Source organism: Dehalococcoidia bacterium (assembly GCA_035574915.1).
GTDB lineage: Bacteria > Chloroflexota > Dehalococcoidia > DSTF01 > WHTK01 > DATLYJ01.
Map to the genome: position 1 here is coordinate 1 of DATLYJ010000035.1, position 12,570 is coordinate 12,570.

Consider the following 12,570-nt stretch of genomic DNA (forward strand, 5'->3'; position numbering starts at 1 on the left):
GCCGTGCCGCCAGCGCGCCGGAGGTGGTGACGGCGACCACGGTGTGCCGCGCCGCCCCGGCCAGCGCCCCGACGAGGTTCACCACCCCGTTCTCGGTGCCGCCGACCGCCAGGGTGTGCAGGACGTGGACGACGTGCATCAGTCCAGCCACCTCCGGGCCCATTCCTCCAGGCAGAGGAGCGCCCAGATGAGCGCCGACCGGTCCCGCCCCGCCGCATGCTCGGCGAGCAGACGGTGGACTTCCAACGGGTTCAGCAGTCCCCGCTCGGCGGTTCGACGGCTCAGCAGGACATCCCGCGCGTAGTCCCGCACCTCGCCGCGGAACCAGGCGCCCAGAGGCACGCCGAATCCCATCTTGGGACGCTCCAGCACGCCCGCCGGCAGCGCCTGGGCCATGACGCGTTTGAGGATGTACTTGCCCTGCCCGTCGCGGAGTTTGAGCGACGAGGGCATGGTAGCGAGGTACTCCATCAACACGTGGTCGAGGAGGGGGACCCTGGCCTCCAGCGCCACCAGCATGCTCGTCCGGTCGACCTTGGTCAGGATGTCCTCGGGCAGGTAGGTGTGGACATCGACGTACTGGAGTGCGGACACGAAGTCATCGACATGAGCCGCGGCCACCATCCGCTGGAATCGGGTCCCGTCCGGCGCCGCCGGGAGGTGGCGCCGGGCCTCGGGACCCAACAGCGCGTCCAGCCCGGCCCGCGTCTGGAGAGCGACCATCCGGAAGTAGCGCTCGAGCGCCGGGGCCCCCAGCAGGTCGAGGTAGCCCTGGCCGCGCACACCGCGGGGCAGCAGGCGAGAGGCGACCGCGAGCAGCGGTCGGATGGAGCGGCCCGGGCCGACGTCGAGCGTGCGGTGCAGAGCGGCGGCCCGCGCGTAGCGCCGGTAGCCGGCGAAGTTCTCGTCGCCGCCGTCGCCCGACAGGGCAACCGTCACGTGCTCGCGAGTGATCTTGGCGACGTAGTACGTCGGCAACGCCGACGAGTCCGCGAACGGTTCGTCGAACTGCCAGACCAGGCGCGGCAACGCCTCCATGGCGTCCGGCTTCACCACCATCTCGTAGTGGTCGGTGGAGTAGCGCCGCGCGACCTCGCGAGCCCACGCCAGCTCGTCGAAGTCCGCGTGGTCGAAGCCGATGGAAAACGTCCGGACCGGACGATCCTGCGTTCGGGCCATGAGCGCCACCACCGTGCTGGAGTCCATCCCGCCACTCAGAAAGGCGCCGACGGGAACGTCGGCCACCAGATGGCTCTCGACCGCGTCCACCAGGTGGTGGCGCAGGCCTTCCATCCACTCGTCTGCCGACCGTCGCGTGTCGGGACGAAACTGGAGATCCCAGTAGCGGTGGACGCTCTGCCGGCCGGAGTCCGGGTCGAGGAGCAGGTACGAGGCCGGCGGGAGCTTGCGGATGGCCCGGAAGATGGTCCGCGGTGCGGAGACGTAGCCCAGCGTCAGGTACTCGCCCAGCGCCTCCCAGTCGAGGTCGTGCGGGACCGTGCGGTCCTCGAGGATGGCCTTGATCTCGGACGCGAACAGGAACCGGTCGCCGAGGCGGGCATAGACCAGCGGCTTGATGCCGACCCGGTCGCGGGCCAGGAGCAGACGCCGCTGAGGCGCATCCCAGAGGGCGAAGGCGAACATGCCACGCAGGCGGCGCAGGCACGCCGTGCCCCAGGCGTCGTAGGCGGCCAGGATGACCTCGGTATCCGAACTCGTCCGGAAGAACCAGCCGCCGCGCCGCTCCAGCTCGGATCGCAGTTCGCGGAAGTTGTAGATCTCGCCGTTGAAGGCGATCCAGAGGCGACCGTCGGCCGAGGCCATCGGCTGAGTCCCCGTGGCAAGGTCGATGATCGCCAACCGGCGGTGGCCGAGCCCGACCGGCCCCTCCAGGTGCAGTCCTTCCCCGTCCGGGCCGCGGTGGGCGAGCACAGCCGTCATGCGAGCCAGCAGCGCCAGGTCGGCCGGGCGTCCAGAGAGGTCAGCGTACCCGGCCAGGCCGCACAAGGGCGGACCTCCTCTCTGGCGTCACCGCGGTGGTCGAAGCGACGGTCGTGGCGTCCATCTCGCGCTCAGCCACAACCTTGAGGACGACGGTCAGCGCCACCAGGTGGTAGAAAAACTCGAGATACGCGGCGCTCAAGAACGTACCGGCCGCCATGTAGCCGACGAGGCCTACCTGAAGGGCGGCGGCATAGCTGGCAACCCAGCCGGGCGGCGCGATGCCGCGCCGGGCACGCTGCAGGCGCTGCAACGTGACGAGGCAGGAGACGATCAAGCCGATGTAGACGACGAGGGCGGGGACGCCGTGCTCGCCGAGCACGTTCAGGTAACTGTTGTGGGCGTTCTGGGCCCGGATCGCGTCAGGGAGGTACGAGTAGAAGACCTCGTCCTGGGCCGGACCCCAGAAGCCGGCACCGAGCAGCGGCCGGTCGAGGCCGACCCGGTAGAAGACGTACCAGGACTCCAGTCGCATTTGCGCCGAGCGGTCTTCCTCGTAGCGCTCGATCGTCTCCATGCGTTCGAACCACTGCTGGGGCGCGAAGTACCAGACGAAGGCTACCGTCGCCAGAGCGCCCGCCACCACCAGGGACTTGCGCCGGCTGCGCAGACCCATGGCCAGCAGCACGGCCCCGAATCCCAGGACGGCACCGCGCGAGTACGAGAAGAGGATGGACGGCACGGCGAAGACGCCCATGACCCGGAGCAGACGGCGCAGCCAGCGGTTGCTCTCCTCACGGGCCAGGAAGAAGAACATCGCCAGAGCCATGTCGAGCGCCAGGCCCAGACCGGTGTTGCCGCCCATGGAAGTGGCGCTCGGGTACTGGACCTGGTGAACGCCGCCGGTGGTCAGGGTGAAAATCCCACCCTTGACGGCATAGAAGCCCAGCGACAGCGCGATCGTGAGCAGGAGCACCCGTATCCGCTCGCGCGTCTGGCAGAGCAGCATGGTCAGGAACGTGAACAGCAGGATCTTTGCGACCTTCTGCCACATCTCCCAGGCCAGCGCGGGATACATGGCGAAGGCGGTCGAGAGCGTGAAGAGCGCCGCGAGGGCCAGGAGGAGCCAGGTCTCCCGGACCATCGGCAGGGGCTGGCGGTCACGCGTGAACAGCAGCCCGGCGAGCGTGGCAATGGCCACGAGTTGCGCAAACGGAAAGTCGTAGGCGAACCCCCAGGCCAGGCGGTGGGGGTTCATGTAGCCGATCCAGTACCACATCACGACCCCGATCCACGGGCGGGCGAAGCAGATCGGCAGCGAGCCGAAGACGATTGCCGTAACCAGAAGGTCGCGAAGGGGCATCAGCGCTCTCCTCGCAGGACGCGCTCCAGCGCCGCGGCCTGCCGGCGCCAGGTGTAGTGGACGAGGACGGTATCCCGGCCCTGCTTGCCGATCTGCCGGCGGCGGACCTCGTCGTCGAGAAGCCGGACGATGCCATTTGCCAGCGCCCGGGGGCCGTCGGCGAGGACGATGTTCTCGTCGGGGACAGCGCGCAGGCCGCCCACAGCCACGCGCGTGGCCACGACCGGCCGGGCCATGGCCCAGGCCTGAAGGATCTTGTTCTTGATCCCGGCCCCCATCCGCATCGGGCAGACGAAGACCGAGGCGCGCTCCAGGTACGGGCGCACGTCCTCCACCCGCCCGGTGACGACGACGTGAGGTCCTGCGAGCGCCCGGGTCTCCGGTAACGGGTCTCGGCCGACGATGTAGACCCGGCACTGCGGGTAGGTCTGGCGCACGAGCGGCAGCACCCGGCGGACGAGGAAAGCGGCGGCGTCGGCGTTAGGCGGGAAGGACTGGTTTCCCTCGAAAACGAGCGAGGGGTGCTCCTCGTCGAGGCCGGCTGGTGCGAAGAAGTCGGTATCGACGCCGTTCTCGACGACTTCGGCGGCGAGCCCGGGCACCACCCGCCGCGCCCACGCGGCGTCACGGGACGAGACGAAGGTGCAGACGTCGGCCAGCCGGAAGTAGCGGCGCTCCCAGCGGACCGTCTGCACCAGTCGACGGACGGCCCGCGCGAGCCTGACGGCGCGGCGCGTGCGAAACACCTCGCGGACACACTCCAGGAGGCCGTCGTCCATCAGGTCGGCCACCACCCGCCGCTCGCCCACCGCGTTCCGGTAGACGAGCATGTCCCAGCCGCCGACCCAGACGACATCCGGCCGGAACGTCGCCATGGTCTGGCTGATCAGGCGGTCCATCGCCGGGACCCACGGGATCATTTCCACCGGATCCAGGACGCGGGCGAGCCGCCTCACCAGCGACCCAGAGGGTTGCGTCTCGGGAACGGGGCATGTCTCGATCCGGGCGAAGACGCTAGACAGGGCCGCAGGGTATGGCGGCTCGCCGAAAGCGATGAGCGCAAGCGCGTGACGGTCGGCCAGGTGTCGCGCCAGGTGGTAGAGCCGCAGGTGCTGTCCCGACTCCAGCGGGTACGGCACGCGGTGGGTGAGCAGCAGGATCTTCATCGCGTCACACCCGACCCCAGCACGCGCCGGTAAGTGGCGACGGTCGCCCGGGCCGCACGATCCCAGGTGAAAGCGGCAGCTCGGCGACGACCCCGCCGGGCCAGATCCGCCTTCACTGCGGCATTGAGGTAGCAGTGCCGCATGGCCTCCGCGATCGCGCCGGCGCTGGTGGGATCGACCAGGAGGGCGGCGTCGCCGGCGACTTCCGGCAGCGACGTCGTGTTCGACGTGATGACCGGCGCCCCAACGGCCATGGCCTCGAGCACCGGGAGGCCGAAACCTTCGTAGAGCGAGGGGTAGACCAGGGCTTCCGAGAACACCAGCAGCGTGGCGACATCCTGGTCGGGGAGGTAGCCCAGGGTGACAACCTGCTTACTCACACCCAGGCCCTCCGCCAGCTCTTCGAACCGGGCCCGGGCAGAGTCCGGCACGCCGATCAGGACGAGCTGGACGTCGCCGGTGAGGGCGCGCGTGAGTTCCCGTAGCGCCTCGATGAGGCGGGACACGTTTTTCCGCGGGGCGTCGCCGCCGAAGGCGACGAAGAACGGCTGGCGGACGCGATGCGCGGTGGCGAGGGCCTCGAACCGGCCGGCGTCTCGTGGCGGCTCGGATGGCACGTCGACACCCCAGGGGACGACGTCGACCCGCTCTCCGGGCAGGCCGAACTCGGTCAGGAGATCGCCGCGGGTGTACTCGGAAACTGCGATGATCCGAGCCGCTTGTTTCACGGCCCTTGCCAGCGAGCGACGGAAGCGCTGGATGTCACGAGCAGCCCACCCGTCGCCGATCCGGAGCGGAATCAGATCGTGCACGGTGAGCACGATCGGGCAGGGAGCGAAGGGCGGCGCCGTCTGGCCAGGGCAATGTAACAGGTTGACACGGTCCCACCAGGCCGCTACCGGCAGACGGAAACGCTCCCAGGCGTTCACCCGGTCGCCCCGGAGGGTGATTTGCCGGACGTCCAGGCGGTCGGCCAGCGGCATGTCTCCGTCCCGGTCGGTATAGGCGGTGAAGCGCCAGTCGGGCGCAGCTTCCGGCAGGCGGCCGAGCAATGCCCGCAGGGACTTCCCGACGCCGCGGGGCCGGGCGGCGAATGCATCCCGACCGTCGATCCCGATGTAGGTGCTCATAACCTTGGATGCCGCTTGGCCGAGCGGAGGGCGGCGAAGATCCTTGGAGGTAGCCAGGTAGAGAGCCAGTAAAGGCCGGCGCGCATCGAGGGTCGAGCAACCAGGCTGGCCCGAAAGTCAGCCCGGGCGCCGCGCAGGTCGCCCGCCTCCAGCCGGCAGTAGCCGGCGGCGGTGCGAAGCTGGCTGACGCGGAGCCGGACGGCCGACTTCTCCGTAGACGTCAGCAGCAGCGTCTCAGCCAGGGTTGCAACCGATTCGGCAGACACCCGATAGGATTCGGCTTCCGACACCACGTTCGTCATGCTGGCTAGGCGCGCGCGGCGCCAGGCGAGCACGCGGTTCACGTAACCGACCCGGGCCGCCTTGACCAGGCGCAGCCAGAGGTGCGTGTCTTCGTCCCATGGCAGTCGCTCGTTGAACGCCCCAACTCGATCTAGTGTCTGCCGGCGGACCATCACGGTGCTGGTCCAGCATGGGATGGGACCGCGCCGCAGATAGGCCGTCAGCAAGTCTGGTCCACTCAGGATGCGGGCGGATTCAGTAACAGGCCGGGCTGTCAGTCGGTCGAGTGCTGCTCGCGCCGCCTCGAAGGCGCTGGGCGATCCTGGCAGGCCGTCCAGCCAGGCCCAATCCGTGAAACACATGCCCAGCGCAGGTTCTGCCTCCATCAGCGCGACCTGCGCCGCAAGTTTCTCCGGCGCCCAGAGGTCGTCGGCGTCCAGAAAAGCGATATAGCGCCCCGTCGAGCGCTCGATGCCGCGATTGCGCGCGGCCGCCGGGCCGCGGCGGCGCTGGGTTTCCACCCGCAGACGCGGTCCTTCAAGGCGCCGCAAAAGGGGCAGGGTGCCGTCCGTCGAACCGTCGTCAACGAGGACGATTTCGTAGTCGGTGAACGTCTGTTGTTGCACGCTGGCCAGCGTCGCTTCGAGGTACGCGCCGCAGTTGTAGGACGGGATCACGACCGAGACCAGAGGTGCCGTCATCGGCGTTGGACCGCGGCGGCGGCTTCGATGTACGCCTCGGCGCACTTCTTCCAGGAGAACCTGTTTCGGCAGTCCTCCTGAGCCCGTCGCCCGAGCCGGCGCCGAAGGTCGGGGTTCTGGACAAGCTCGTCGAGCACCCGGGCCAGGTTGTCGGGACTCGGATGGTCGGCCAGAATCCCCGTCTCACCATCTCGGATGATTTCTGCACTGGCTGTCCGGATGCGATGGCCATCAGGCCGGAACGCGACTGGGGCGACACCTGCGGCCATGGCCTCCACCAGCGCGTTGCCGAAGGGCTCGTAGGTCGAGGGCAGGACAAAAATGTCAGCCGCTGCCAGGAATTGCTCAACGCGGTCGGTGAGACCGGTGAAAAAGCAACGGGCTGCCACCCCCAGGGCCCGGGCCTGCTCTTCGAGGGCGGGCCGCTGGTCGCCGTCGCCCACCACGAGGAGGCGCACTCGCTCGCGATTTCTCATCAGCGCGAAGGCGCGGAGCAGGCCGCTGACATTCTTCATGGCGACCAATCGACCGGAGAAAGCGATCACGATGTGCGGCTGGCCATCGGCGGCAGTCCACGCCCGGAGCGCGGTCGAGGTCTCGGCGTGTGCGAAGCGATCAAAGTCCACCCCGTTCGGGATGACCAGGATCTTCTCAGCGGGCGCCCGGTGCTCCTGGACGAGCGCGTCCCGCATGAAGGCGGACTTCACCACCAGGACGTCGGCTCGCCGCCAGGCCAGGCGCTCGGCGAGCTGAGCGGCCAGGGCAAGCACCCTCAGGGCGGCTCGCCCCGCGCGTGTTAGCGCCTCGGGGGCCCGGGCGCCTTCAGACGGCAGGCCTTCCACCCGGTAGAGGAGCGGACGCTCGGGGAACATGCCTTTCAGGGCGTTTGCGTAGGACGCGTCGACGGCACAGAGGACGTCGCTCAGGGCCGCCAGGGGCGCCAGGAGTCGCCGCAAGGGCCGTGCCTCTAGCAAGGGCCAGAGCGGCCAGAGGATACGGGAAGGGCGAGGTGCCTCCAGGCGCACGACCATAAGTCCTTCGGCGATCTCGGTCCCCGCGGATCGCGGGGGCACGGCTCGAGCCACGATCACCGGCCGGTGGCCAGCCTCAGCCAGCGCCCGGCAGATGTACTTCGTGTTGACCGCACCGCCACCGCCCCTGGCGACCTCGGGGAAGTGTTCGTTCTGCCACAGCACCGCGTATGTGCGATCGGCGTCCGCGACGAGGCGGCACGGTCCCGGCTTCGGAGTCGTGATCACGTGATCCTCTCGGCGCGCCACTTCTTCACGTAGCCCCACGCGGCGCCCAACTCATCGATAAAATCGAGTTGCCGACAAAACGCGTCGGGATCGCCGCGCAGGACCGCAGAAACCCAGGACGAGGCCTCGCGCGCCACGGCGCGGAAGTGGTAGAGGGGAATCCCCAGCACGTTTCGACCCCGCACCGGCGGCCGCGTTATGGCCTGCCCCTCGCCGTTGTCGAAGGCCCATTTCCGGAAGTACCGCCGGGTCATGCGATCGGGCGGAATGCGGTGGCCGACGACCAGGTCGGGTTCGTAAAAGATGGTCTTTCCGGCCCTCACGGCGCGCCGAACGAACTCGGTGTCGCCGCCGCGATAGAGCTTGCTGCCCTTGGCGCTGAGCGTCGTGATGAAGAGACCGACGTCCGCAAACACCTCGCGGCGGAATGCCATGTTGGCGCCGTAGATTCGGATGCCGCTCGTTCGAGTGTCATCGTCGAGCCGCGCCACCCTGGGCTCCGCCGACTCCAGCAGCGCCAGTCTGCGTCTCAGGTGGACGTCCAGCCAGCCGGGCGGGGGCACCGGCCAGATCGGGACGATCCGACCACCGACCCCGTCGAGCCGCCGGTTCTCCATGAGGGCGAAGAGTTTCGCGACCCAGTCAGGCGGGGGGGACACGTCGTCGTCGGTGAAGGCGATGACCGAGCCGCCGGCCGCCGCCACGCCGGTGTTGCGGGCCCGGGACAGGCCCTGCTCCGGCTCGAAGAGATAGAGCACGGGCATAGGCGCGGCGGCCGCGAAGCGCCGGCACAGCGCTTCGGTCTCATCGGTGGAGTTGTTGTTGACGAGGACAAGTTCCCAACGTATGTGTGCCGGCACGCGCTGGGCCGCGAGCGCGGTAAGGGTTTCCTCAAGTTCGGCGGCGCGGTTGTAGGTGCAGAGCACGACGCTGAGGTTCATGGTTGTGACGGTCATAGTTGAGCCCAGGTGTAGTCGCACAGCACCGCCCCCTGCTGGCGGTCGGTCGAAAAGCGGGCACTGTCGGGCCCGTCGACCACGTCGATCACGAGGGCTTCCTCGACGGAGTCGAGGGGACCGTTCGAGCCCATCCACAACCCGATGCAGATCGACCGCCCGGGTCGGAGCCGCAGGCCGTGAAACCGGCACTGAAAGGTCTGCGTGCCGGGGCGAAGTGAAGCTCGAAACCCGGCCTCGCGCGTCCACCCGGTGACGAGCCGGGCCCCCGACGGCGTCTTGATGAGGACGGCCAGGTCTGCGTCGGGGATCGACTCGGTCGACTCGACCTCCATGCGCAGGACGAGATCCTCGCCGGACGGGTGGGCGCGTCGTGGCTGGCCGAACTGGTCGACGAGCTGCGCCCGGACGAACCTGGCTCGGCTGTCGCCAGAGCGCCGGCGCCGGCGCAGGTCGCCCGCGCCGTTGGTGCCCTGTTCGGCGAGGTAGGCCGCGACCACCGTCGGGGCCGGGCCTTCGAGGGCAACCGCGCCGTCCCGCAAGAGCAGGGCGGTCCGGCAGAGCCGGGGGATGAGGTCCATGTTGTGGCTCACGAAGAGCACGGTGCGACCCGACCTGGCCATGGCGGCCATGTGATCGAGGCAGCGCTTCTGAAATACCGCGTCACCGACCGCCAGGACCTCGTCCACGATCAGGATTTCGGGGTCGAGGTGCGCGGCGACTGCGAACGCGAGCCGGACATACATCCCGCTCGAGTAACGCTTGACCGGAGTGTCGAGAAACTTCTCCACCTCGGCGAAGGCGACGATGGCGTCGAACTTCCGGGCGATCTCGGCTTTCTTCATGCCGAGGATGGCGCCGCTCAGGTAGATGTTCTCGCGGCCGGTCAGCTCGGGGTGAAAGCCGGTACCGACCTCGAGCAAGGAGCCCACGCGGCCGTAGATTTCCGCGCGGCCGGAGGTCGGTTCGGTGATGCGGGAGAGGATCTTGAGGAGGGTGCTCTTCCCGGCGCCGTTGCGGCCGATGATCCCCTTGACCTCGCCGTGCCGGACCTCGAAGCTGACGTTCCGGATGGCCCAGATGAGATCACCCCGGTTGCGTTGCTGACCATCACGCGAGAAGAGCCTGGCGATGCCGTCGGCCAGGACTTCCCGGAGCATGTCGTGCCGGTGGCGGACAGTGCCGATCCGGTACTGCTTGGAGAGCGCCTCGGCTCGGATCGCGATGTCACCCATCAGACGATATCCGCAAACGTATGTTCGGTGCGGCGGAAGTAAATCAGGCCTGTGATGAGCAGGGCCGCTAGGAGCGGCAGACTGGCGAGGAGAACTGCGGGGTCCGCACTCGCCTTGCCCAGCAGGGCCCAGCGGAACCCCTCGATGACACCGACCATGGGGTTGAGGCTGTAGATGAGCCGCCAGGAGTCGGGAACGACGCTGACGGGGTAGGCCACCGGCGACGCGAACAGCCAGAGCTGGGTGAGAAACGGAATGGTGTGGCCGACGTCGCGATAGCGAACGTTGAGCGCGGAGAGCCAGACCCCGACGGCAAGCGCAGCGAGGACGGCGAGGGCGACGAGCGCCGGGAGCATCAGCACCGGCCAACTCGGCCTCAGACCGAACCAGGCCATCAGGACGAGGAGCACCAGGAACGAGCAGGAGAAGTCGACGAGCGGTCGGATGACCGCCGCCAGCGGGATCACGAGCCGGGGGAAGTACACCTTGCGGATCAGGTTGGCGTCGCCGACCAGGCTGCGGCCACTCTCGGTGACGGCCTGGGAGAAGTAGTGCCACGGCAGAAGCGCCGCGTAGGCGAAGACCGGGTACGGGAGCCCGTCCGACGGAACGCCAGCAAACCGGCCGAAGACGAGTGTGAACAGGGCCATCGTCGCCAGTGGCTGGATGACCGCCCAGGCCACGCCGATTGCGGTCTGTTTGTACCGGATCTTGACGTCGCGCCAGATCAGGAAATAGAGCAACTCGCGGTAGTGATAGAGCTGACCGAGATCCAGGCGGAGCAAGCCGTTGCGAGGCTCGATCACCACGGTCGGGCGACCCATGACCGTCTCGCTCGGGCCGGGTGGGCTCATTGCGAGGTCCTCGGGAACAGGTCACCGGTGAGCGCACGCACTCGACGCCCGGCGAGCCGCCGGATGGCAGCCGGCGCAAACAGGCCCGCGAGGAACGGCGTCACCAGATGGAATTGCCTGCTCGTCCGGGCGAGGCGAAGGAGATAACGGGCCGCCCAGAGCCGATGGCCTCGGTGTCCCCGATAGTACGCCTCTTTGGCGATTTCCAGCGCGGCGCGATGCAAGCTTCTCTTGACGGCGCCCCGAAATGCGCGGGGGCCGGATCGCAGTTGTTCGCGCAGGATCGCCGCCGTGTCCTTGCGCCAGTTGAAGAAGCGAAGATCCGGCGGGCCGGAAAGCGAGGTCGGGCGGCGGCGCCAGCGCACGAGCGTTGCGGCTACGAGGGTGATCGGGAAGTGCGCCGCTATCCGTAAGTAGAGGTCGTAGTCGTGGCTTACGGGAAAGCGGGAGTTCCAGTCGCCAACGGTCTGAAACACCCGAGCAGGGACCATGATCTGACTCGACGTGCTGACGGGGGTGCCGTCAAGGAGGTCGGCGTAACAATATCCATGCCACACGGAGACTCCGGCACGGGCGAGCAGTGCCCTCCCAGCGGGCGGCATGAGAGTGCTCGAAAGGACGGTGCCGGAGTCGTCGAACTCGACACCATCCACAGCGACAAGTCCGGAGTCGGGGAAGCGTTGGACGGCGTCCACCTGCGTGGCGACCGTCCGGGGGTCCCAGAGGTCGTCACCGTCGAGAAATGCCACGAATTCACCGTGGGCGTGTCGTAGGCCGGTGTTGCGGGCCGCCGCCGCGCCTCGGTTCCTCTGTCGGAGGTAGAAGATGCGATCGCCGAACGACGCACAGACGGACGCGGTCTCGTCGGTCGAGCCATCGTCAACGACGATGACTTCGACCGGGCGATACGTCTGAGCGAGCGCGCTGTCGATGGTCGCCCCTATATACGGTCCGACGTTGTACGCCGGTATGACGATGCTGACGAGATCCGCCGGCGCAGCGGTCACGATGCTGAATCCCCACGTTCCGCCCAGAGGTTGCCGTACCACCGGGGCGGCAGGCGGTGTTCCTGGATCATCCGTGCGACCCATTCGGCCGCGACCGGTTGGGGCCAGCGGTCGAGGCCGGCGCCGGCATCGAGGACGGTGTCCAGTCGAAACCCGTAGGAACCGATGACTCGTGGAAGGTCGAGGGGATCTCGGCCAGCGCGGATCATGCAGTCCGGATTCCACTCGACAACCAGCGTCAGCGTGGGATTCTCGGCAAGGATCCTGCGCATCCCCTCCAGAACCTCGAGCTCCGCCCCTTCGACATCGACCTTGACGGCGTCGACAGGGCCAGGGACGACCTCGTCCAGAGGACGGACGTCGACCTCGGTTGGGCGGAGCGGTCGGGCGAACGGGTACGGGTGCTCGTAAAAGCCCTGGCACAGGCTCCAGTCGGCGAGATGGAAGGCGCGTCGGCCGTGGCGGGACCCGGCGGCGACGGGTAGCACGGTCACGTGCCGGAGCTTATTCGCACGGACGGACTCGCGGAGGAGCCGATAGGTGTGAGGCGCGGGCTCGAGGGCAATGACGCGACCGGATCGCCCGACGGCGCGAGCAGCCAGCAGCACATAATGGCCCAGGTGCGCGCCCACATCCACGAAGGTCGTCCCCGGCATCAGCCTGCGCTGCAGGCGGG

The 12,570-nt window shown here is 68.4% G+C and carries 11 protein-coding genes; all 11 read right to left on the bottom strand.

What is annotated here, in order from left to right; all coding sequences use genetic code 11:
* Positions 1–138: 138 nt before the first annotated feature.
* Positions 139–2,007, bottom strand: coding sequence for an asparagine synthase (glutamine-hydrolyzing) (gene asnB, locus VNN10_03075; protein ID HXH20986.1), 1,869 nt, complete (start codon positions 2,005–2,007; stop codon positions 139–141).
* Positions 1,982–3,304, bottom strand: a complete 1,323-nt coding sequence (locus VNN10_03080; GenBank protein HXH20987.1) for a putative O-glycosylation ligase, exosortase A system-associated — start codon at positions 3,302–3,304, stop codon at positions 1,982–1,984. Before VNN10_03080 ends, asnB begins: the two co-directional genes overlap by 26 nt.
* Entirely contained in the window at positions 3,304–4,470 is a 1,167-nt protein-coding gene (locus VNN10_03085) for a glycosyltransferase (protein HXH20988.1), read from the bottom strand. The genes VNN10_03080 and VNN10_03085 overlap by 1 nt, the downstream gene beginning before the upstream one ends.
* Positions 4,467–5,600 carry a glycosyltransferase family 1 protein gene (locus tag VNN10_03090; protein HXH20989.1) on the bottom strand — a complete coding sequence of 378 codons (1,134 nt, stop codon included), beginning with the start codon at positions 5,598–5,600 and terminating at the stop codon, positions 4,467–4,469. The genes VNN10_03085 and VNN10_03090 overlap by 4 nt, the downstream gene beginning before the upstream one ends.
* Positions 5,597–6,583 carry a glycosyltransferase gene (locus tag VNN10_03095; protein ID HXH20990.1) on the bottom strand — a complete coding sequence of 329 codons (987 nt, stop codon included), beginning with the start codon at positions 6,581–6,583 and terminating at the stop codon, positions 5,597–5,599. The genes VNN10_03090 and VNN10_03095 overlap by 4 nt, the downstream gene beginning before the upstream one ends.
* Entirely contained in the window at positions 6,580–7,842 is a 1,263-nt protein-coding gene (locus VNN10_03100; protein ID HXH20991.1) for a glycosyltransferase family 4 protein, read from the bottom strand. The genes VNN10_03095 and VNN10_03100 overlap by 4 nt, the downstream gene beginning before the upstream one ends.
* Positions 7,839–8,783 carry a glycosyltransferase family 2 protein gene (locus tag VNN10_03105; protein HXH20992.1) on the bottom strand — a complete coding sequence of 315 codons (945 nt, stop codon included), beginning with the start codon at positions 8,781–8,783 and terminating at the stop codon, positions 7,839–7,841. The genes VNN10_03100 and VNN10_03105 overlap by 4 nt, the downstream gene beginning before the upstream one ends.
* 11 nt (positions 8,784–8,794) lie before the next feature.
* The gene (locus tag VNN10_03110) at positions 8,795–10,033 is read right to left on the bottom strand and encodes an ABC transporter ATP-binding protein (GenBank protein HXH20993.1); all 1,239 of its coding nucleotides are present in this window, start codon (positions 10,031–10,033) and stop codon (positions 8,795–8,797) included.
* Positions 10,033–10,887, bottom strand: a complete 855-nt coding sequence (locus VNN10_03115) for an ABC transporter permease (protein ID HXH20994.1) — start codon at positions 10,885–10,887, stop codon at positions 10,033–10,035. The genes VNN10_03110 and VNN10_03115 overlap by 1 nt, the downstream gene beginning before the upstream one ends.
* A complete protein-coding gene (locus tag VNN10_03120) occupies positions 10,884–11,894 on the bottom strand; it encodes a glycosyltransferase family 2 protein (GenBank protein HXH20995.1) in 1,011 nt (336 codons plus the stop codon). The genes VNN10_03115 and VNN10_03120 overlap by 4 nt, the downstream gene beginning before the upstream one ends.
* On the bottom strand, positions 11,891–12,570 hold a 680-nt coding region (locus tag VNN10_03125; GenBank protein ID HXH20996.1), incomplete at its 5' end, for an FkbM family methyltransferase. The genes VNN10_03120 and VNN10_03125, both read right to left, overlap by 4 nt.

Bases quoted from the DNA above. Each gene is read 5' to 3' on its own strand.
- VNN10_03085 (HXH20988.1), bottom strand. From the start codon at position 4,470: ATGAAGATCCTGCTGCTCACCCACCGCGTGCCGTACCCGCTGGAGTCG.
- VNN10_03090 (HXH20989.1), bottom strand. From the start codon at position 5,600: ATGAGCACCTACATCGGGATCGACGGTCGGGATGCATTCGCCGCCCGG.
- VNN10_03110 (HXH20993.1), bottom strand. From the start codon at position 10,033: ATGGGTGACATCGCGATCCGAGCCGAGGCGCTCTCCAAGCAGTACCGG.
- VNN10_03080 (HXH20987.1), bottom strand. From the start codon at position 3,304: ATGCCCCTTCGCGACCTTCTGGTTACGGCAATCGTCTTCGGCTCGCTG.
- VNN10_03095 (HXH20990.1), bottom strand. From the start codon at position 6,583: ATGACGGCACCTCTGGTCTCGGTCGTGATCCCGTCCTACAACTGCGGC.
- VNN10_03115 (HXH20994.1), bottom strand. From the start codon at position 10,887: ATGAGCCCACCCGGCCCGAGCGAGACGGTCATGGGTCGCCCGACCGTG.
- VNN10_03105 (HXH20992.1), bottom strand. From the start codon at position 8,783: ATGAACCTCAGCGTCGTGCTCTGCACCTACAACCGCGCCGCCGAACTT.